This window comes from Actinomadura sp. 6N118 (assembly GCF_044326415.1).
Classification (GTDB): domain Bacteria; phylum Actinomycetota; class Actinomycetes; order Streptosporangiales; family Streptosporangiaceae; genus Spirillospora.
This window is the reverse complement of record NZ_JBIRAZ010000034.1, coordinates 13,688-34,051: the sequence shown is the minus strand read 5'-3', so window position 1 is coordinate 34,051 and position 20,364 is coordinate 13,688. Positions and strand designations below refer to the sequence as shown.

At 69.0% G+C, this 20,364-nt stretch carries 15 protein-coding genes, 1 tRNA gene, 1 pseudogene and 1 riboswitch; of the genes and pseudogenes, 12 read left to right on the top strand and 5 right to left on the bottom strand.

The window, feature by feature from the left end; genetic code table 11:
• Window positions 1-1,372: 1,372 nt before the first annotated feature.
• Window positions 1,373-1,678: pseudogene (locus ACH34W_RS50155) on the bottom strand (SseB family protein); the annotation flags it as partial.
• Window positions 1,679-1,935: 257 nt separating this feature from the next.
• On the bottom strand, window positions 1,936-3,270 hold the full coding sequence (locus ACH34W_RS50150; protein WP_395968367.1) for an aminotransferase class V-fold PLP-dependent enzyme: 1,335 nt from the start codon (window positions 3,268-3,270) through the stop codon (window positions 1,936-1,938).
• Between the two features lie 46 nt (window positions 3,271-3,316).
• A riboswitch (SAM riboswitch) is annotated at window positions 3,317-3,432 on the bottom strand.
• Window positions 3,433-3,650: 218 nt separating this feature from the next.
• Here ACH34W_RS50150 and ACH34W_RS50145 point away from each other — a divergent pair.
• Entirely contained in the window at window positions 3,651-3,980 is a 330-nt protein-coding gene (locus ACH34W_RS50145) for a hypothetical protein (RefSeq protein ID WP_395968366.1), read from the top strand.
• Between the two features lie 105 nt (window positions 3,981-4,085).
• Here ACH34W_RS50145 and ACH34W_RS50140 read toward each other — a convergent pair whose 3' ends face one another.
• Window positions 4,086-6,347, bottom strand: coding sequence for a transglycosylase domain-containing protein (locus tag ACH34W_RS50140; protein WP_395968365.1), 2,262 nt, complete (start codon window positions 6,345-6,347; stop codon window positions 4,086-4,088).
• Between ACH34W_RS50140 and ACH34W_RS50135 the strand changes: the two genes are divergently transcribed.
• Window positions 6,340-6,948, top strand: a complete 609-nt coding sequence (locus ACH34W_RS50135) for a pentapeptide repeat-containing protein (RefSeq protein WP_395968364.1) — start codon at window positions 6,340-6,342, stop codon at window positions 6,946-6,948. The genes ACH34W_RS50140 and ACH34W_RS50135 overlap by 8 nt on opposite strands.
• A 208-nt stretch (window positions 6,949-7,156) precedes the next feature.
• On the opposite strand, the gene ACH34W_RS50130 is transcribed toward ACH34W_RS50135, so the two are convergent.
• Complete coding sequence (locus ACH34W_RS50130; RefSeq protein WP_395968363.1) at window positions 7,157-8,467, bottom strand: FKBP-type peptidyl-prolyl cis-trans isomerase; 1,311 nt, start codon at window positions 8,465-8,467, stop codon at window positions 7,157-7,159.
• A gap of 271 nt (window positions 8,468-8,738) precedes the next feature.
• On the opposite strand from ACH34W_RS50130, the gene ACH34W_RS50125 reads away from it, so the two are divergent.
• From ACH34W_RS50125 to ACH34W_RS50110, 4 genes are all read left to right on the top strand, one after another.
• Window positions 8,739-9,173, top strand: coding sequence for an STAS domain-containing protein (locus tag ACH34W_RS50125; RefSeq protein ID WP_395968362.1), 435 nt, complete (start codon window positions 8,739-8,741; stop codon window positions 9,171-9,173).
• A gap of 15 nt (window positions 9,174-9,188) precedes the next feature.
• Window positions 9,189-9,548, top strand: coding sequence for a hypothetical protein (locus tag ACH34W_RS50120; protein WP_395968361.1), 360 nt, complete (start codon window positions 9,189-9,191; stop codon window positions 9,546-9,548).
• Between the two features lie 121 nt (window positions 9,549-9,669).
• Window positions 9,670-10,161 carry a hypothetical protein gene (locus ACH34W_RS50115; RefSeq protein ID WP_395968360.1) on the top strand — a complete coding sequence of 164 codons (492 nt, stop codon included), beginning with the start codon at window positions 9,670-9,672 and terminating at the stop codon, window positions 10,159-10,161.
• Between the two features lie 1,007 nt (window positions 10,162-11,168).
• Window positions 11,169-11,537: a hypothetical protein gene (locus ACH34W_RS50110; RefSeq protein WP_395968359.1), complete on the top strand. Its 369-nt coding sequence runs from the start codon at window positions 11,169-11,171 to the stop codon at window positions 11,535-11,537.
• A gap of 208 nt (window positions 11,538-11,745) precedes the next feature.
• Here ACH34W_RS50110 and ACH34W_RS50105 read toward each other — a convergent pair.
• Window positions 11,746-11,819 (bottom strand) — tRNA-Arg (locus ACH34W_RS50105).
• A gap of 406 nt (window positions 11,820-12,225) precedes the next feature.
• Between ACH34W_RS50105 and ACH34W_RS50100 the strand changes: the two genes are divergently transcribed.
• The 6 genes from ACH34W_RS50100 to ACH34W_RS50075 all read left to right on the top strand — a co-directional run bounded on the left by ACH34W_RS50100 (window position 12,226) and on the right by ACH34W_RS50075 (window position 20,195).
• Window positions 12,226-13,014, top strand: a complete 789-nt coding sequence (locus ACH34W_RS50100; protein WP_395968358.1) for a phosphotransferase — start codon at window positions 12,226-12,228, stop codon at window positions 13,012-13,014.
• The gene (locus ACH34W_RS50095; protein ID WP_395968357.1) at window positions 12,932-13,969 is read left to right on the top strand and encodes a cobalamin biosynthesis protein; all 1,038 of its coding nucleotides are present in this window, start codon (window positions 12,932-12,934) and stop codon (window positions 13,967-13,969) included. The genes ACH34W_RS50100 and ACH34W_RS50095 overlap by 83 nt, the downstream gene beginning before the upstream one ends.
• Window positions 13,966-15,480 carry a cobyric acid synthase gene (locus ACH34W_RS50090; protein WP_395968356.1) on the top strand — a complete coding sequence of 505 codons (1,515 nt, stop codon included), beginning with the start codon at window positions 13,966-13,968 and terminating at the stop codon, window positions 15,478-15,480. The genes ACH34W_RS50095 and ACH34W_RS50090 overlap by 4 nt, the downstream gene beginning before the upstream one ends.
• 111 nt (window positions 15,481-15,591) lie before the next feature.
• Window positions 15,592-17,625 carry a hypothetical protein gene (locus ACH34W_RS50085; protein WP_395968355.1) on the top strand — a complete coding sequence of 678 codons (2,034 nt, stop codon included), beginning with the start codon at window positions 15,592-15,594 and terminating at the stop codon, window positions 17,623-17,625.
• A 153-nt stretch (window positions 17,626-17,778) separates the two neighbouring features.
• Complete coding sequence (locus ACH34W_RS50080) at window positions 17,779-18,450, top strand: DUF1444 domain-containing protein (protein ID WP_395968354.1); 672 nt, start codon at window positions 17,779-17,781, stop codon at window positions 18,448-18,450.
• A 191-nt stretch (window positions 18,451-18,641) separates the two neighbouring features.
• Window positions 18,642-20,195 (top strand): AMP-binding protein, encoded by a 1,554-nt coding sequence (locus ACH34W_RS50075; RefSeq protein WP_395968353.1) that lies wholly within the window; start codon window positions 18,642-18,644, stop codon window positions 20,193-20,195.
• Window positions 20,196-20,364 lie beyond the last annotated feature (169 nt).

Sequence of the window (20,364 nt, the reverse complement as noted above, 5' to 3'; positions counted from 1 at the left end):
CCAGGGCGTCAGATCCAGCATCGCTCGGCGGAACAGCCGCCCCAGCTGGGTCTGCCGCTCCAGGACCATCCGTCGCGCCCGCAGCGTGAGCCGAGCCACCAGGCCCCGCGCCGGGCGTGGAACCTTCGCTGGGCGTAGGCGTAGGCGTGGACGTGGGAGTAGGCGTGGCGCTGGATGCAGGCGTCGAGTCGGCATCAGGTGCGTTGCTTGGTACGGACGGTGCGCCGGGCGCAAGCGCATCGGAGACAGACCCTGCGCTGGGATGGGGTGCCGGTTCACCCGGAGCGAGTCTCGAGTCGCCGGGATGCGGTGTACCCGGGGCATGCTGGGGGTCACCGGTGGGTGTGGCGCCTGGAGCGTTCGAGGTGCCGAAGACGGACTCCGGGCCCGGGGCAAGCGTCGGGTCCGCTGGGTGAGCCGCGCCTGGACTGCCCGTACTGCCAGGGGCGCCGGGCGTGGGAGCGCCTGGGGACGTGGGAATGCTTGAAGGCGTGGGCGAACCGGCGCCAGGCGTCCCTCCCGCCGCTGGTCCGGCTACGGGCGTTCCCGGCGCGGGAGTATCAGCGCTAGGTGTGCCCGAAGCGGGTGTGCCTGGCGCGGGTGTGTCGGCGCCTTGCTTGCTAGTGCCGGGCATACCAGGGCCGGGCGTGCCAGGAATTGGCGCGCCAGTGGCGGTCGTGTCTGTCCCACGGGCGCCTGGGATCGGTGTGCCAGGGGCGGGTGTGTCACCGCTCGGCGTTTGAGCGCTGGATGTGGGAGCGCTTGGCGTGGGAGCGCCGGGCGTAGCGGCGCCGGGTGAATCTGGGGCCGCAGGGTCAGTGCCGGGCGTGCCAGAGAAAGATGCCGCACCACCCGTGTGTGTGCCACCCGTGTGCGTGGTCCCCGTGTGTGCGTCACCTGTGTGTCCGCCACCCGGGTGTGCGCCACCGGTGTGTGTCGCCCCTGTGTGTGCGCCACCAGTGTGTGTGGCACCGGTGTGTGTGGCCCCTGTGTGTGCGCCACCCGGGTGTGTGGCTCCGGGCGGTGTGGGCCCGGCGGGTGCGGGGCCGGGGGGTGTGGAGCCGGGGTGCGTGCCTGCTGGGGGCGTGCTGGCCGCGTGGGCGCCTCGGGCGGGCAGGGTCTCGGGGGCTGGGGTCGCCGGGGATGGTGGGGCGCCCAGGGCGGACGTGGGGTCGCCGATCGGGGGCAGGTCGGTGACCGTGGTGTCGGGGGAAGGTTGCCGCGGGGGGGCCGGGTCCGGAGTGCGACCCACCTGCGGCAGCTTGATGTCGCCTTCGCCGAGCTGCTTGATGAACCACGCCGGGAGCCGGCCCTCGATCGGCAGCGGAACGGCGTGCTTCGAGCTGTGGGCGGGGGCGTTGACCGCCAGCCACCAGCGCGAGTCGGGCCAGGTCTCGGCCAGATCCGTGAACTTGAGCTTCATGAAGTGCTGGTACGCCGGTCCGAGGCATGCGCGCATGGCCGCCGCGGAGGTGTAGACGAGCACGTGGACGCGCCCGTCCTCCTCCTGGGTCGGCCATGCCGGCTGGGTCTCGTTGGCGAGCACGTCGTCGATCAGATCCGGTGGTACGGGGATCACCAGCTCGCTCTCCGCGAGCAACTGGAAGTACGTCTCCTGGTTTCCGGCGCGCACCGCCTCGTGCAACCGGCGCTCGAGCTCAGACGTGGGTCGCCACACGTCGGCCACGGTCGCCACCCCCTGTTCCTGCCGCTTCCTGCCGCGCTGTTCTTATCCCGCCCGCCCCTGTCTCGCCCGCCTGCGAGTCCCCTGCACGGACCCCGGCGGGTAAGTCACGGACCTGACTACGCTACATGGGCGAACAGGACCAAAGCGTCCTATCGGCGGGTCCCCGGTCGGCATCGGGCCGCCCGGCTGTGGCCAAGCCGTCCGGTGGCCGGGTCTTCGGCGGGAGGCCTCGACGCGCGTGTCGGCCGTCAGCCGCGCGGTTCCCGGGCGATCCGCGCGAGGGCGTGCAGCAGCCGGTCGACGTGCTCCTCGGTCGTGCCGATGCCGAAACTCGCGCGTACCGCTGAGGTTTGTCCGCTCCCGCATCCGCCCGCACCCGAAGCGCCTCCGGCCTCCAGCGGCGCCTCAGAGGCGCCCAGGAGGTGGTGGACGAACGGATGAGCGCAGAACTTCCCGTCCCGCACGCCGATGCCGTAATCCCCGGACAGCGTAAGCGCCACGTCGCGCGCGCTCCAGCCGTCCACGACGAAAGACACGATTCCAACCCTGTCGCTACGGTCACCCCACAGAGTGAGTTCGCGCACACCGGGGATCGCGGCGAGTCCGTTCCGGAGACGGGCCAGGAGCCGCTCCTCGTCCGCCTTCAGAACGTCCCAGCCGGTGCCCGTGAGCGCCTCGCAGGCGGCGGCGAGCGCGATGACGCCGAGCACGTTGGGGGTGCCCGCCTCGTGGCGCTGCTCAGGGCTGGTCGACCACTGCGTGGTCCCGCCGCCGTTCTGGACCGAGGCACTCGCGCCGCCGCCCTTGAGGTACGGCTCGGCGGCGCGCAGCCAGTCGGCCCGGCCCGCGAGCACCCCGGCGCCGAACGGCGCGTACAACTTGTGCCCGGAGAACGCCACGTAGTCGAGACCAAGGGACTTCATGTCGAGCGGCCGGTGGGGGACGAGCTGGGCGGCGTCGACGGCGATCCGGGCGCCGTGCCGCCGCGCCACGTTCGCCAGTTCGGCGATCGGCCACAGCTCGCCGGTCACGTTGGAGGCCGCCGTGACGACCAGCAGCCTCGGCCCGCCCGGGGCCTCGGCCAGCGCCCGGTCGGCGGCGGAGATCGCCTCGATCGGGCTGGCGGGCGCTGGAAGCCGCACGGCGCGCTTCCACGGCAGCAGGGTGGCGTGGTGCTCTGTCTCGAAGACGACGACGGTGGTGCCCGACGGGACGGCGTGGGCGAGCAGGTTCATCGCGTCGGTGGTGTTGCGGGTGAAGACGACGGCGTCGCGTTCCCAGGCGCCGAGGAACGAACGCACCGTCTCGCGCGCCTTCTCGTACGCCTCGGTCGTGACCTGCGACGCGTACCCGGCACCGCGGTGGACGCTGCTGTAGTAAGGCAGTGCGCGGGTGACGGCCTCGTGCACCGCCTCCAGACACGGGGCGCTCGCGGCGTAATCGAGGTTGGCGTAGCCGACGGTGCCGCCGTCGTTCAGCGGGACCAGCGCGCCCGTGCCGATGACCTGGAGCGGGGCGAACGTGGCGGAACGCGCCGACGGAACGGTGGCATGGGGGGAGTGGGTGAGGGTGGCGGCGTGCATGGGTGCGGCCTTTCAGGATCCAGGGACCCCTCAAGGTGGCTACCGGGGTCCGCGCTTGCCGAACGCGGTGCTGCGTCCGGCCAGGTCCTCACCCGGGGCACCCCATCGCGGACGAAGGGTTGCCGGCCAGCAAGCCGGGGCTTGACGCTGGCACTCATGACCTAGTGCGGAAGTATATGCAGATACCGGCGGGGATCAAGTTGGCCGACGGGGATCACGTGGAGGGTGTAATGCGGAACGGGGCACAGGCGGCAACGCGGGCATGGGGTGCCTGGGCGGCAACGGGGGCATGGGCTGTCCAGACGGCATGGGGTGCTCAGACGGCAAGGGGGGCGTGGGGTACCCATGCGGCCCGGCTGGTGATCGGCGGGGCTCTGGTCATGAGCCTGGGGGCGTGCGGACTGGTTGGCGGGGGCGACAACACGAGTCAGGTCTGCACCGAGACCAAGCAGGCCTACCAGCAGTACATCACCCAGGTGAAAGGCGCATCTGCGGCAGATCCGGCCCAGTGGAGGCAGGCCACCGACCAGCTCGCGGGCAAGATCGACGGCCTGGGTAAAAAGGCCGAGAAGAAAGAGCTGAAGAAGGCGCTCACCGACGAAGCGGCCCGGCTCCGTACGGCCGCCGCGAGTGTCGGAACGGGCGACGCCTCGCAACTTAACGCCGCTATGTCCGGGACGCCGGAACGAATCGGCAATGCCTGTTCCTGACGTTCCCCGTCCAGCCCTGACGTGACGTGAAAAAGGGAGCCGGATCGTGGTCCGGCTCCCTTTTCCTTGGCGTTCTGGTGGCTTTCCCAGCCAAATCGGCTCTTGTTATCTACTTGCGTTCGGGCGCTGTGGATTACCGCCGCCGTCACCCGGATCACCCGGCTCGGGATCTCCGGGATCCGGGTCGCTCGGCTCCGGGATCGGAGGGCTCGGCCGGCCGGACGGTGGCTTCGGCGGCCTCGAACCGTCGCCCGGGTTCGGCGTCAGCGGAGGCCGCGACGGCCTGTCCGACGGCGAGGTGGAAGGCGTATCGGTCGAACGGCCGCTCGGCGTGCCGTTGTAGCTTCCGGGATAGGACGACGGGTCACCGAACTCCTTGATCTCGAAGTTCTTGATGGTCACCGCCTTGGACATGTACGAGTTCCACATCTGCGCGGGCAACTGGCCCCCGTACGCGCCATATCCGGGAATCGACAGCGGCTTGTTGTCGCTCCGGAACATCGCCACCGACGTCGCCATCTGCGGGATGAACCCGTTGAACCAGATCGCCCGGCCACCGTCCGTCGTGCCGGTCTTACCCGCCACGTCGCGCCCGTCCGACAGTTGGGCGCCCGTGCCAGTGCCGCTCTGCACGACCTTGCTCATCGCGTACGTGGCGTCCTTGGCGACCTGCTGGCTGAACGCCCGCTTGCCCTTCTCGGTGAAGTCCTTCTCGTCGCCGCTCTCGTCACTGACCGACTTCACCGTGTACGGCTTCCGGTAGACGCCCTCGGAGGCGAACGTCGCGTAGACCCCCGCCTGCTGGACCGGGTGCAGGGAGACGATCCCGAGGGGGAACGAGGGGGCGTCCCGCTGCTCCTTGGTCATATCGCCCGCCGGGATTCCCATCTTCTCGGCCATCTCGGCGATCCTCTCGGTGCCGATGTCCTGGCCGAGGTTGACGTACGCCGTGTTGACCGAGTTCTGCGTCATGGTGACGAGGTTGATCGTGCCGTACTGGGCGTTGCTGTCGTTCCGCAGGTCCGTGCCGTTGAAGTACTGCGGCGAGCTGCCGTCGTACGAGGTCGACAGGGTCTTGCCGTCATCGAGCGCGGCCGCGAGCGCGATCGGCTTGAACCCGGATCCGGCCTGGGCGCGGTCCCAGAACGCGCTGCTGCCCGCCTCGTCCAGGTAGTCGCGACCGCCGTAGAACGCCTCGACCTGGCCGGTCTTCGGGTCTACCGACACCATCGCGGTACGGATCTTCTTGCTCATCCCGTCGGGGACGTTCGACGTCACCGCCTGCCTGGCGGCGTCCATGAGGTCCTTGTCGAACGTGGTGGTGATCTTCAGCCCGCCGCGGTTGATCTGGTCCTCGGTGTAGCCGCGGCGCTCCAGGAGCTCCTTCTTGGCCACGTTGACCATGTAGCCCTTCTGGCCCTTGAGGATGTCGGTGATCTTCTGCTTCTTGGGCTGCGGGAACTTCATCTGCGCCGCCTCGGCGGCGGTGACGGCGTTGTCCCGGACCATGTTGTTGAGCACGGCCCTCCACCGTTGCTCGGCGGCCGGGCGCCGGGCGGCGGTCATGCTGCCGAAGGGCGTCGGCTGCTGGATCGCGGCGGCCAGATAGGCACCCTCGCCCGCCGTGAGCTGGGTGACATCCTTGCCGTAGTACGCCTTGGCGGCGGCCTGGATGCCGTACGCGTCGCGGCCGAAGTAGATCGTGTTGAGGTACTGCTCCAGGATCCAGTCCTTGTCCTTCTCCCGCCCGACCTTCAGGGAGACCATGATCTCCTTGAGCTTGCGGAAGACGGAGCGTTCGGTGCCGATCCCGCCGTAGTAGTTGCGGACCATCTGCTGCGTGATGGTCGAGCCGCCCTGGAGCTGCTCGCCGCTGACCGTGGACCAGAAGGCGCGCGCGGTGCCCTTCACCGAGACACCCGGGTCCTCGTAGAAGCTGCGGTTCTCCGCCGCGATCACTGCTTGCCGGACACCCTTGGGCACCTTGTCGAGGTCGACCGCGTCCCGGTTGGTGCCGGTCTTGGCGATCAGGGACTTGCCGTCGGAGTAGTAGAAGCTCGGCCCTTGCGCCACCGCGGACTCCTGCGGCGACGGCACCGGCGTAAGGACATAGGCGATCGCGAACGCGGCGATGCCGAAGCCGATCAGGCCCAGCACCGTGAACGCCGCCCGCCGCGCATACCGAACACGCCGGCTGCGCTGCTTCTTGCCCTTGCCGCCCTTGCCGCCCTTGCCTCCCGCGGCCGCCTTACCGAGAGACGCCTTCCCCGCGACCGTCTCGCTCGCAGCCGTCTTGCTCGCGACCGCCGCCCCCAGAGAGGTCGCACCCGCAGCCGCGGCCGCATCGTTCCCGGCAGCCGTGCCCACGACCGTCTCACTCGCAGACGCACCATTCGCCGACGTCTCGCGAGCAGACACCTCGTCCACAGACGCCCTGCTAACGGGCTCCTCGCCAGCGGAGGACTCGCCCACGGACGCATCGCTGACGGAGGCATCGCTGACGGACGCATCGTTCACGGACGCATCGTTCACGGACGCATGGCCCACAGACGCCCTGCTAACGGGCGCCTCGTCCACGGAGGCATCGCTCACACGCGCCTCGCTCACGGACGCATCGCTGACGGGCGCCTCGCTAACGGGCGCCTCGCCCACGGACGCATCGCTGACGGACGCATCGCTGACGGACGCATCGCTGACGGACGCATCACTCACGGGCGCATCGTCCACGGAGGCATCGCTCGCGGATGCATCATCGCCGGGAGGCTCGTTGTCCGCGGTTGCCTCATCGGGAGTCGGCTTTACGTCCTCGACAGTGGCTATCGTCGCGGTTTTGGTGGTCGCCGACTCGGCCTCGGACGCGGTGACGTCCTTGTCGCTGCCCTTCGATTCTTCCGGTTTCGCATCGTCCTGCCCGGTGGGCGTGTCGCCTTCCGGACTCGTACCACTACTGCTCACAAGCCCCCCGTGATTCTTTCGTTACCGACGATACCCGAGGGCATTCGCGGTTTCGGCCGATCACTGCACTCTCCTGGAGTTCTCAATAGAGGACGATCGGCGGCCCGGGCCGGTTGTCCTGGCCCGCGTCACGAGCCGAACGGGAGCACCATTCCGGAACCGTCATAAAAGTACGGCGGGACACCTATCCAGGTGTCCCGCCGTCACACGCGTGACCTCAGTTACTTCGGAACCGTGCCGAGGATGTCGACGACGAACACCAGCGTGTCGGTGCCCTTGATGCCGGCCTGCTCGTTGCCCTTCGTCCCGTACCCCTCCTTGGGCGGCAGGATGAGCAGCACGCGGCTGCCGACCTTGGCGCCGGTGAGCCCCTTGTCGAAGCCCGGCACGGTGCCGCCCGTGCCGATCGGGAACGAGGCGGGCTGGCCCTTGCTCCAGCTCTCGTCGAACGTCTTACCGTCCCGCCAGAGCTTGCCCACGTACTGCACGACCGCGTTGTCACCCTTGGCCAGGGCCGGACCACTGCCCTCGATCAGGGTGCGGACCTCGAGCTTGTCCGGGGCATCGGCCTTCGGCACGGTCACCTTCGGGCCCTTGCCGGGCTGGCCCGGCTCGACCTTGGGCAGGTTCTTGTCGTCGAGCTTCTTCTCGGTGCCCTTGGCCTCGGCGTTCTTGGGGATCGCCGCCATGATGTCCACCACGAAGACCACGGAGTCCTTGTTGGTGAGGCCCATCTGAGAGCCCTGCTCGCCGAACCCGTCCACCGGGGGCAGTTGCAGCACCAGCCGGCTGCCCGAGGGGTGCCCGGCCAGGCCCTTGTCGAGTCCCTTGACCTGGGTGTTGCCGACCGTCATCGGCATGACCTGCTGGCCACCCTGCTGCTCGTACGACGAGTTCAGCTTCTTGTTGGTGCTCTCGGCCTTGTTGCCGGTGCCCTTCTTGGACCACTGGTAGAACGCGAACTTCACATACGCGATGTCGCCGTTGGCGAGCTTGGGCCCGCTCCCAGTGATCGCCTCGGTCACCTTGAACTTGTTGTCCGGCACCATGTCCTTCGGGATGTCGACCTTGGGAGCGGTGCCGAGCGTGCCGGTCACCTTGATCTCCGGTCCCGGCCGGGTCACGTAGAACGCCGTGGCGCCCGCGATGGCCACCAGCCCGATGGCCACAGCCAGGAATGTCGCCTGGCGGCGCTTCTTGGCCTGCGCCGCGGTCAACGCCGACGGCCGCGGCCCGCTGCCGCGCCCGGCACTGATCCCGTGAGGCGTGAACTCAGGGCTCCGGATGTTCTTGGCCTGCGGCAGCTTGGCCGCCCCTGCCGCCGGTGCCTTGATCTTGATCGAGGGCTTTGCCGCAGGCTTCTCCTCGCCCGAGTCCTCGTCGGCACCCTCGTCGGCCGCAGTCTCGGCCTCGTCGGTCTCGGCCTCGTCGGCCGCTGCCTCGTCAGCGCTGGTCGACTCGTCCTTCAGCTCGTCGGCTGCCGAGTCGTCGTTGCCCGTCGGCTCACCCTTGGGCTTGTCATCCTCGGCCATGTTTCCTCACTCGATCCGGGTTCACGAAACGTCCACCCTGCCAGCCCGCCTCTAAGGTGGCCGTGAAATCAGGGCAAAGACAACCGGCTGCAATCTACCGGCCCACCGGCGGACAACGGCAAGACAGAGCGGCGGAGCGAGACCGACCTGTCACCCGCCAACGACACACCCGCCCCACGGAACCGGCGTGAACCAGCTTTGTGGATCAGCGGAAGCGGGCAGGATGGTGTCGGCGCCGAGCCATGTCATGGCGCCGGGGGGAGGGGATGGCATGACGTCCGGCTTCTCGACACCTGCCGGGGGTGAGCCTCCTGACTATGGGGCCCGATTCCGGCTCCGGCGGCAGGACGGCTATGTCGTCGTCGAGGTCAGCGGCGATCTGGACTTGCACAGCGCCCCGCACTTCAACCATCACCTGGGTGAGGCGATCAGGTCGCAGGCCCTTCCTCATGTGGCCGTGGAGCTGTCGGAGGTGTCGTTCTTCGACACCTCGGGCTTGAACTCGGTGATCGTCGCCTGGAAGCGGATCAAGGCAAGCGGGGGCCACCTGGTTCTGGTGCGGCCGACAAAGCAGATCAGCTCCGTGCTGCGGATCACCGGCATGGACCGGCATTTCGACGTCACCGACACACTGCCTAGCATGGCCATCGGCGAGGAGCCGGTAGCTCAGATCGGAGACGTGGCCCTCGACGAGCCCACGGCCTAGAGCCGAGGAGGACGCGTGACAGAGGCACGAGTGCTGGTGGTCGGTCTCGATCCCGCCAAGATCGAGGGCTGGGACCCGGAGCCGGTCCAGGCGGCGGTAGCGCGCGGTCAGGACCGTTTCGACGAGCACGGTATAGAGGCCGACATGTGCCTCGTGGCACTCGACGAGGACCCCGAAGGGGCGATCGTGGCGGCCCTGACCCGTAAGAAATACGCCTGCGTGGTGATCGGAGGCGGCATCCGCAAGCAGGAGCCGCTGCTCGAACTCTTCGAAAAGGCGGTCAACCTGGTCCGGCAGCACGCACCCGACGCGGCCATCGCCTTCAACACCAGCCCCGAAGACAGCGCCGACGCAGCCCTACGCTGGCTGCACTAGCCGGCCAACCTCACAGTCGCGAGGCGCGAATGCCCCCGCTGGCGGCCGCCTTCTCGCTGGTAGAGAAGATTTTCGCTGATGATCGTAAGCGTGCCGGGCACGACGCAAAAGGCTGTTCGGTGTGGGCAGTGCCGTGACGCGTAGGGTCCTGGAAGTCAAGCCGGGCGGTCCATGGTTGGTACTGGCTGATGGTGCATGGGCTGTCGATACCGGCCACGAGACTGCCGTCCCGTTCGTGCGGTCGCGCATGTGGCTGTTGCCGCTAGTGCAACGATCACGCAACGACGTTGAGCGCGAGGCCCATGCGTTGCTCGGCCCTGATGATCCGGACTTGGGCGAGGCGCTGCGGGCGATGATCGACATGGGGCTCAACGCCTGGTCGGACTTCTGGATCGCCAACACCTTGACATGGATGACGGCCGACGAGATCGCACTCTTCTCAGACCGCGTCCACGAGATCGCCAGGGGGCACGCTGGATCTCAATCCACGCAGCACGCGGCAAAGCGGCTCTTGAAACACCACGGGCACTGGTCGCCAAAGAACGCCGTAGCCGCTGTTCTTCCCCCACCTCCCTCCCCCCGTCCCGATGACAGCCGCACAGGCCATCCTTAGCGGACCGTGCTCCCCCGAACACGCCGTTCCCCTGCAGGAGGCATGAGCAGCTCAGCGCCTACGCTGCAATCCCGCTGCCTCAGGGGTTAGGTCGCTTTGCTGGAGCCGGGCCACGTCTCGTTGCGTCCTCATCGGGCCAGTCGAGGAGATCACTGCGGACGGCCCATGGGTGAGCGTCACCGTCTACTTCCATGCTCGGGACTCCCCAACAGCCTCGTAGCCGCGTGGTGCGCGTCCGGTGTGATGCCTTCGGGCGTGCGGCGCAGCAGCTGTTGCTTCCCCGCCTTCCTCCCCTTCCCCATCCCGCAGCGTCCCGCCGACGAGCGGGCCGTGCGCGCTCGTACCACGGTGTCCTGGGACGCTTCCTGGTTGGCGGCCCGGTCCAGCCGCAGGCGATGACAGGTGGCAGTTTCTTGGCGATAGTTGGCGCCCATCCCCCCTTCGCATCGATCATCATCGCTGACACACTGCGGTTCTTGAAGAAACTGACCAGCTCATCGACCCTTCCGGGTGAGACCAACTAGATGGGGGATGCGTGGAGACGGTGGACCTGGCCGACGTCCGAAGGCGAGCGGTTCGGCGGGCCGCCCGCCCGCCATCTGAACTGGCTGATCATCCACGCCGATCACTACGACGCCACCGACGCACCCCGGCTGGCACCCTTACCACCGACCGGATCGCCGCGAGGCTCGCCCACCACCTGGACGGCTGTTCGTGACCGGCCGACCGATCACCTCGGCTGAGCAGGACCGGCTGTTAGGAACCTCGTATCGGCTCAACGCGCTGCGTCGCCCTGTGCGGTGGTGCGCTAGTCGCAGCGACGAAGGCCGCCACGGCCGACCGGCCCGTGTGCGGCTGACCGGACGGCTGGGCCGCTGCGCATCGTGCTGGGAACCTACTCGGCTGGCGGTCGCGCTGAACCACAGGTCTGGGTGGGCTCAGCGAAGACCGCTCGGGCGAGCCGCTCTCGTCCACGAAAGCGAGTCGCTAGGCGAGGTCTGGGTGAAATGAGCGACTTCACGCCAATGCCGACGGCGATCAAGTGGGTGGTCGTCGCCTTATGGTTCGAAGCGGTCTCGGGCGTGGCGGGAGGAACCCTGCAGGTCGCGGTGGGGCACTCCCTCGTCGGCGAGGACAACGGGAAAGCCGCACTGATGCTTGCCGTGGGTTATCCGTACGTTGCGGTGCATCTGCTATTGGCCCTATGTGCGATTTTGGTCCGGCGGCGGCTACGTTGGCTCCGTAAGACGCTGCTCGTGCTCCAAGTGCTGCAGATACCTGGCCTGGTCATGCTCCTGCCCGCAGCCTTTGTTGCGTTCACGTTGACTTCTTCGCAGGGGCGGGACTGGTTCGTCGAGGAGCGCACGGTGGAATGAGCGAGCGGTCTTCAAGCGTGCGCGTGCCCTGGCACTGACCCCGGACCAGGCTGAGTCCGCCTTGGCGGGGGCCCTTATGACCTCCGTCACGCTGCGGTCTCACTCTGGCTCAACGCGGGGGTACATGCCCCCGAAGCAGCCGAACGGGCTGCCCCCGCCTAGGTTGGCGTTTTCGCTGGTGGCGGGGGCTTTCGCCGGTGATGGTAAGCGCGCCGGGCAGGATTCGAACCCGCGACCGTCGGATTAGAAGTCCGATGCTCTATCCAGCTGAGCTACCGGCGCTTGTCCAGGGCGCTGATCTGCGCAAACGGGTGTTCTGGGGTGACCCGGGACGGTCGCATGCCGCAGATCGAGCATAGTATCCGGCACCTGGCCAGGTGCCGATGACAGTGTAGGGCTGAGCGCCTGGATGCTCCACACTTATACGGGCCTCACCATGCCGGTCGCCGCGGACAGCAGGTGTCGCGGCTCTCGGGTGGGCGCGTTGAGCGACCCAGGCTGATATCGAAGAGTTGTTACTTGTGGCCCATGGTAGTGCGCGGAGGTCGGCGAGGACGGCGTCCACACACTGCTCGGCGAGGGCGTGGGTCACGGGCAGGTGGCCGAGCAGGATCCGGTAGTACAGCGGCGCGGCCAGTGCGTCGAGGACGAAGTCCATGTCGAAAGGGAGCGCTTATCGTTGGGGACTGTGAGCGTGGAGGTGCCGCTCTCCGGCGGGGACGTGACGGAGGGCGTTGTGCGGGTGGGGGACACGGTGCGGCGGCCGGTCGGGCCCCATAGTCCTGCTGTCCATGGGCTCCTGCGGCATCTTGAGCGGGTCGGGTTCGAGGGGGCGCCGCGGCTGCTCGGGGTGGACGAGCAAGGGCGCGAGATCTTGAGCTGGGTGCGCGGGGAGGCCCCGCCGCGGCCGTTGCCGCCCTACGCGGTCGCCGAGGAGGCGCTGGTGGGGGTGGCCCGGCTGGTGCGGGGTTACCACGATGCGGTGAGCTCGTATGGGGTGCCGGAAGACGCTCCTTGGGACACCGCGGCGTCCAATCTGGACGGGGAGCCGGAGATCATCGGGCACTGCGACGTGACGCCGGAGAACGTGGTCTTCAGGGACGGCATGCCGGTCGCTTTGATCGACTTTGATCTGGCGCGGCCGACGACGCGGTTGTACGACGTGGTGACGGCTCTGCGGCATTGGGCGCCGATCGCCGATCCGTGTGACCGGGACGGGCTGCTGTACGGGGTCGATGTGGGGCGGCGGCTGCGGGTCTTCTGCGATGGCTACGGCCTGGATCAGGACCGGCGGCGGATGCTGCTGTCCGCGGCGAGGACGCGTTTCGAGCGGTCGTACGAGGCGATGCGGTTCCGGGCGGAGCACGTCGGTGGCAATTGGGCGCGCATGTGGCATGGGGGTGCGGGGCCTCGCATCCGGCGTGCGCAGGACTGGCTGGAACGCCACTGGGATGAGCTTGATGCCTGCCTCAACTGAACGTGCGGTGGGCTTGCTCCTCGGGGTCGTTCTTGATGCTCTTCTCGGTGATCCGAGGCGCGGGCATCCGGTGGCCGCTTTCGGTCGTGTCGCCTCTGGGTTGGAGAGGGCTCTTTACGCCGACTCGCGTGCTCGGGGTGTGGGTTACGCCGGGGTTCTGGTGGCGGGAGCGGCCGGGCTGGGACTTGTGGAGCGGCTTCCAGGTGCGCGCGTGCCGGCTACGGCCCTTGCTACATGGGCTGTGCTGGGCGGCACGTCGCTGGGGAGGGAAGGCCTGGAGATGGCCCGGCTGCTGGAAGCCGACGATCTTGAAGGCGCACGAGGGCGGCTTTCGCACTTGTGCGCGCGTGACCCGGAGGGGCTGGACGCGAAGGCGCTGGCGCGGGCGACTGTGGAGTCGGTCGCGGAAAACACCTCCGATGCGGCGATCGCGCCGTTGCTGTGGGGTGCGGTAGGGGGAGTTCCGGGTCTGCTCGCGTATCGGGCGATCAACACGTTGGACGCGATGGTGGGCTATCGGAACCCCAGGTATGAACGGTTTGGGTGGGCGTCGGCACGGTTGGACGATCTGGCCAACTGGGTGCCTGCTCGGGTTACAGGTCTGCTGACTGTGGCTTGCGCGGAGCGCCGGGGCGAGGCGTGGCGGGTGCTGAAGCGTGATGGTGGTGCTCATCCGAGTCCGAACGCCGGGCGGTGTGAGGCGGCGTTCGCCGGTGCGCTGGGTGTACGGCTGGGCGGGGCGAATGCTTATGGCGGACGGCTGGAACGGCGGCCCGAGATGGGCGACGGGCGCGTGCCGGAGGTGAGCGACATCCGGCGGGCGGTGCGACTGTCGGCCGTGGTGACCGCGGCGGCCGGGGTGCTGGCGGCTGGGGTGGCGAGCGGGGTGGCGCGCAGACTGGCGGCTGGGGTGGCAGGCAGAGGGGCAAGCCGGGCGGCGAGGGGAGTGGGATGAGTGGCGCGCTGCTCGTTGCCGGGACGACGTCGGACGCGGGGAAGAGCGTTCTGACGGCGGGGCTGTGCCGGTGGCTGGCGCGGCGGGGGGTGAAGGTCGCCCCGTTCAAGGCGCAGAACATGTCGCTCAACTCGATGGTGACCTCGGATGGGGCGGAGATCGGCCGGGCGCAGTACATGCAGGCCCAGGCCGCCGGCGTCGAGCCGAAGGCGATCATGAATCCGGTGCTGCTCAAGCCGGGGAGCGACCGGCGCAGCCAGGTGGTGGTGCTCGGGCGGCCGGTCGCCGAGGTCGACGCGATGCAGTACGGCGCGCACAAGGAGCGGCTGCGTGAGGTCGTGGCCGCGAGCCTGGGGCAGTTGCGGGCCGAGTACGACGTGGTGGTCTGCGAGGGGGCGGGCAGCCCCGCGGAGATCAACCTGCGGGCCGGGGACATCACCAACATGGGGCTCGCGCGGGCCGCGGACCTGCCGGTCATCGTGGTGGGGGACATCGATCGGGGCGGCGTCTTCGCGTCGCTGTACGGGACGGTCGCACTGCTGGAGCCCGCGGACCAGGCGCTGATCGCCGGATTCGTGATCAACAAGTTCCGGGGGGCGGCGGAGTTGCTGGCTCCGGGGCTGGATCAATTGAAGGCGTTGACCGGGCGGCCGACGCTGGGCGTTCTGCCTTGGAAGCTCGGGTTGTACCTGGACTCCGAGGACACGCTCGCCCTCGACGCACCACGGCCGGACGCGCGAGCGCCGTACGGGCGCGAGACGCTCCGCGTGGCGGTCATCCGTTTTCCGCGCATCTCCAACTTCACCGACCTGGACGCGCTCGCCTGCGAGCCGGGCGTCACGGTGCGCTACGCGGCCAGTCCCGGCGATCTCGCCGATGCCGATCTGGTGGTCCTGCCGGGTACGCGGGCGACGGTGAGCGATCTCGCTTGGCTCCGCGAACGCGGGATGGCCGACGAGGTCGTACGGCGCGCACGGGAAGGCCGCCCGGTGCTCGGCATCTGCGGTGGTTTCCAGATGCTCGCGCACGAGATCGTGGACGAGGTCGAATCCGGAGCCGGGCGGACCGAAGGGCTCGGGCTGCTGCCGGTCAGGGTGACGTTCGAACGGGACAAGACGCTGGGCAGGCCGAGCGGGAGCGCCTACGGCGAGCCGGTCATCGCGTACGAGATCCACCATGGAATCGCCGAAGTCGAGGGCGGCGAACCGTTCCTCGACGGCTGCCGGGTCGGTTCTGTGTGGGGGACGACCTGGCACGGCGCGATGGAGAACGATGGTTTCCGCCGGGCGTTCCTGGCCGACGTCGCCGGTGTGGCGGGGCGCGACTTCACGGCCGCGCCGGACGTCTCGTTCGCCGCGCTGAGGGAGGCCACCCTGGACACCCTCGGCGACCTTGTCGAGGAACATCTCGACACCGACGCCGTATGGCAGTTGATCGAACGCGGCGCACCGGGCGGATTGCCGGTCGTGCCGCCAGGAGGCCCGCCCGCCATGACCACCCGCCTGGCATGACCACCTGCCCGCCATGACCACAGGGGGCCTACTGACAAGTAAGTGATCGGTGGCTAAGATCACCCTGCTCTTTCTGAATGTTGTTCACGTTCAAGACGCGGGGTGACGCCGGTGAGACGGTCGTTCGGTGTGCTCGTGGCCTTCACCGGCTTGGCTCTCGGCGCGGTGGCGCAGGCGGTCCCGGCAGCGGCGGCGGCCGATCCGCTCAAGGTGGCCGCTGAGCAGGCGGCGCGCGGGTGCGATCCGATCGCTCCGGCGGCGTGCCTGGTGCCGTTCCCCAACGACGTCTACACAGTGCGCGACAGCCGCAGCGATACGGGCCGGCGGGTGAACCTCAAGGCCACGGCGATGCCGAAGAACGTCTTCGGCAAGGGCATCGACCCCACCGAGTTCAATCGCAACGACGGCTTCTCGCCCGGTTCGCCGATCCTCGTCCAGGTGCCCGGGCTCGACCCTGCCAAGACACTCAACCCGCTCAAGACCGGGGTCGCGCCGAGCACCGACATCGCACGGTCGTTGCGCGCGGACGCACCGGTGGTGCTCGTCAACGCCAGGACCGGGCAGCGGCAGCCCTACTGGGCCGAGGTCGACGCCCAGGATCCGCGGCACCGCACGCTGATCATCCGTCCGGCGATCCGGCTGAACGAGGGGACGCGCTATCTGGTCGCCCTCCGCAACGTCCGCGGTGCCAACGGGCTGCCCGTCCAGCCGAGCGCCGCGTTCAAGGCGCTCAGCAGGACCACCGCGCCGAAGGACAAACGTCTCAAGCCGCGGTGGGCCGCCCTCCAGACGACCCTGAAGGACCTTCGGCGTCGCGGGGTCGGCGCTCAGGGGCTCAACCTCGCGTGGGACTTCACCACGTCCTCGACACGCAGCCTCACCGGACGGGCTCTCGCGATGCGCGACAGCTCGTTCGCCCGTCTCAGCGCCAAGGCACCCAAGGTGCGTTTGACCTCGGTGAAGGAACTGACCGAGCAGGACGATCCGCGGATCGCACGGCGCGTCAACGGCCTCATCGAGGTGCCGAGCTTCCTCGATCCGACCGGGACCAGGCTCGACTACGGCAAGGCCAAGCCCGGCCTGTACGACAAGCCCGTGGCGCCGACCTGGCGGACGTACCACGCGCCGTTCCAATGCAACATCCCGCGCACGGCGGTGACCGGGAAACAGAAGCTCGACCCGGTGCTGTACGGGCACGGGCTCTTCGGCGACTACAGCACCATCGACGCCGCCGCAGTCAAGACGTTCTCCGGCGACCACGGCCTGATGCTCTGCGCCACCAACTGGATGGGCATCTCCGGACCCGACCGGCCCTACCTTGCGATGCTGGCGGACCTGTCCAACTTCCGGCTCATCCCGGACCGCATGCAGCAGTCGTACCTCAACACGCTCTTCCTCGGCCGCTGGATGATCCACCCGCAGGGGGCCGCTGCGTCAGCCGCCTTCCGCAGCGCAGACGGCGCCTCGGTGCTCTCTCCAGCGGCGAAGCTCACCTACGCGGGGGCCAGCCACGGGGGCATCCAGGGCGCCGCAGTGACGGCACTCGCGCAGGACTTCACCACGTCGGTGCTGAGCGTCCCCGGCATGGGCTTCTCCACGCTGCTCAACCGCAGCGCCTCGTTCAAGAGCGTGCAGGAGGTCATCGACATCCCGTACCCGGACAAGGCCGAACAGCAGATCGGTTTCGGCCTCATGCAGATGTTGTGGGACCGGGGCGAGGCGAACGGCTACGTCGCGCACGTCATCAGGGATCCGCTGCCCGGCACGCCCGCGCACACGGTGCTGCTGCACGAGGCGTTCGGTGACGACTCGGTGTCGAATGTCACGACCGAGGTGATGGCGCGGACGCTCGGCGTCCCGGTCAAGCAGCCCGCACTGCGGCCCGGACGCAGCAACGACGTGACGCCGTTCTGGGGCATCCGGGCGATCCCGGCATTCCCGTACAACGGCTCGGCGCTGGTGATGTGGGACAGCGGAACGCCAGCCCCGCCGCCCGGCAACATCCCGCCGACGCCCCCGAACAGCCCGCACGACAGCACGGTCCGCAGCGAGCTGGCCCGCGCCCAGGCGGCGCACTTTCTCAAGTCAGCGGGCCAGGTCATCGACGTCTGCGGCGGCGGCCCGTGTGTGATCCCCAACGGCTGACCGGTCCTCCCTGGGTGGCCTTGCCGAAGGGGCCATTTGCCAGAGTGTCCGGGTGAATACACATGCCGAACGGTGGGGGAGGGGGTCAGTGAGGTGCCCGGTCCCGATAGTGTGATCTATTCCGGACCTCAGGAGTAACAGGAGGAACGTGCCGTGTCCGCGGAGCCGCGTGCCAGTCTCATCGTCCCGTTGATGAAGGCCCGGGTGCCCGCCGAGGTGCAGCTGGAGTTCCCGTTGCCGCCGGCCGAGGAGCCGATCCGCGACCCGTTCGCCGGCGACCTGTACGTCACGTACGCGCTGGAGCTGGTGCCCGAGCCCGTCGGCGCCGCGCTGCTCCCGGGGGCCGGTGTGACCGCGCGCGCCGGTGGGCCCGGCGCCGGGCGCCGCTACGAGCACATCGCGCGGCGCCACTGCGCTGAGCTCGGAATCACACCGGCCGAGCTGCGCCGGCTTGCGGCGGTCAACCTGCGCAACCGGCGGCCCGACCTCACGCTCAGCTGGTACCCGGACGTCCGGGCGGTCACGGTGTCGCTCGGCGGGGGGCTGGAGTCCGGCCTGCTCCTGGACGACGGCTTCCTGGACAAGCTCGCCCAGGACGTCGAGGGCGACCTCGTAGTGGCGGCACCCGCGCGAGACGTGTTCGTCGCGACCGGCTCTGGGCACCCCGACGGCGTCGAGAAGCTGCGGTGGGCGGTGAGCCAGGTGTGGTCCGAAGGTGAGGCGGCCGAGGACGTCGACCCCGCCTGGGACGTGTCGGCCGGGGTCCTGCTCACCCGTGACCTCCTGGTCCGGCGCGCCGGTTCTTGGGAGATTCTGACCGCCTGAATCCAGGCGATGGTCCGCCCCGGTCCGTCCGGTCCGCCCCGGTCCGCCCCGAGTCCGGGTCCGGGTCCGGGGTACGTACGTATGACCTAATTGCCGCCTTGTTCCGAACCGAAATTGCGTGAACGCACCGTGTCAGTATGCCTACCCGTCGTAGCCTCCGCATGTCGCCCCCCCGGCAGAGGAGCTCCGATATGGAAGGCAATCTCGCGGCAACCCTGGCTCTACGCGCGGATACCTACGGGTGGCGTGACCGCCCGCTGTTCTACGCAGGTGACGCGACATATAGCCACGGCGATGTGCACGATGCGGCCTCGCGTGCCGCCGGGGTTCTGCACGCGGCCGGAGTACGGCAAGGGCACCGGGTCCTCATCGCTCTGCCCGATTCGATCGGCTTCGTGGTCGCCTTGCTGGGAACGTTCCGGCTTGGCGCCGTGGCCGTCCTCACCGGCCCCGAGCAAACGGAGGCCGGGCACGCCCACGTGCTTGCCGACTCCAGGCCACAGGCGGCGGTCTGCGCACCTGAGCTCGCCGCCCGGTTCCCCTCCGTCCACGTCCTGACCGCCGAGGACCTCACCGACGAGCCCGCCGCGGTGCCGGATCCGGCAAAGCTTCCGCCGGACGCGCCGGCCTACGTCCAATACACGTCCGGCACCACGGGTCCCCCGAAAGGAGCCGTCCATAGGCATACGGACCCTGAGGCCTATTTCGAGGCGCTGGCCATCGGCGCGCTCGGCGTGACACCGGACGACGTGATCTTTTCGGTGTCCAAGGCGTGTTATCCGTACGGGCTCGGAGCGACGGTGTTCTTCCCGATGTTCTGCGGCGGCTCGGCCGTGCTGTGGCCCGACGTCCCGACCGCCGAAGGGGTACTGGAGCAGCTCCGCCGTCACCGTCCGTCGCTGCTCTTCACCGTCCCGACCTGGTACGCGCGCCTCGTGGGCGCGACCACCGGGCGTGTGGCCGACATGTGTGTGGGCGACGGGCGTGTGGCCGCCGGGCGTGTGGGCGACGGGCGTGTGGGCGACGGACGTGAGGGTGTCTTCGGGTCCCTGCGGGCAGTGGCGTCGGCCGGGGAGCCGCTGCTGCCGTCACTGGCGGACAGGATCGAGGACGTCTTCGGGTGCCCTGTATTGGACGGCCTCGGCAGCACGGAGGTGGGTCACACGTTCATCTCCAACACCGTCACCCGGCGCTGCCGGGGTGCTGTGGGCGTGGTTCTGGACCCGTACGAGATCACGGTGCGCAACGCGAGCAAGGTGGACGGGGGTGCGGCGGGCGGCAAGCCGACGGAGCCCGGCGTCCTCTATGTACGCGGCCCGTCGGTCATGGCCGAGTATCTCGGGCGGCCCGAGCAGACCGCCGAGGTGCTCGCGCCGGACGGGTGGCTGCGGACGGGCGATCTGGTGCATGTGGACGAGCACGGCTTCGTCCATCACCACGGCCGGGTCCGTGACCAGCTGACGGTGTCGGGGGAACGGGTCTCGCCGCTCGAAGTCGAACGCGTCCTCGGCCAGCATCCGGGGGTGGTGGAGGCCGTGGTGGTGGACTCGGCGGACGACGACGCCGCACTGCGGGCGTTCGTGGTGCTCGCCACCGGGACCATGCCTGCGCCGGAGCTGGAGGCCGAGCTCTTGGGGCAGGTCAGCGAGTGTCTTCCTGCGCACAAGGTGCCCAAGTCGGTGACCTTCCTGGCCGAGCTCCCGCGTACTCCCATGGGCAAGATCCACCGCGCCACGCTCCGCTGACAGCGTCACCCGGCCGCCCGCCGCCCGCCGCCCGGCCGATCGGGGCGAACGGGACGATTGACTCGTAACCGCGCGCTGCTCGCGGCGTCGCCCGTGCTCGCCATGGCAAATGACGGGCAACGGGAACCTCACGGTTCGTGATTCCTTCCGCAGGTCTCGCATGTCCGGC

Coding starts and splice junctions, on each gene's coding strand:
- ACH34W_RS50150 (WP_395968367.1), bottom strand. CDS start 3,270: ATGCACGCCGCCACCCTCACCCACTCCCCCCATGCCACCGTTCCGTCG.
- ACH34W_RS50145 (WP_395968366.1), top strand. CDS start 3,651: ATGAGCCTGGGGGCGTGCGGACTGGTTGGCGGGGGCGACAACACGAGT.
- ACH34W_RS50130 (WP_395968363.1), bottom strand. CDS start 8,467: ATGGCCGAGGATGACAAGCCCAAGGGTGAGCCGACGGGCAACGACGAC.
- ACH34W_RS50125 (WP_395968362.1), top strand. CDS start 8,739: ATGACGTCCGGCTTCTCGACACCTGCCGGGGGTGAGCCTCCTGACTAT.
- ACH34W_RS50110 (WP_395968359.1), top strand. CDS start 11,169: ATGAGCGACTTCACGCCAATGCCGACGGCGATCAAGTGGGTGGTCGTC.
- ACH34W_RS50095 (WP_395968357.1), top strand. CDS start 12,932: ATGGGGGTGCGGGGCCTCGCATCCGGCGTGCGCAGGACTGGCTGGAAC.
- ACH34W_RS50090 (WP_395968356.1), top strand. CDS start 13,966: ATGAGTGGCGCGCTGCTCGTTGCCGGGACGACGTCGGACGCGGGGAAG.
- ACH34W_RS50075 (WP_395968353.1), top strand. CDS start 18,642: ATGGAAGGCAATCTCGCGGCAACCCTGGCTCTACGCGCGGATACCTAC.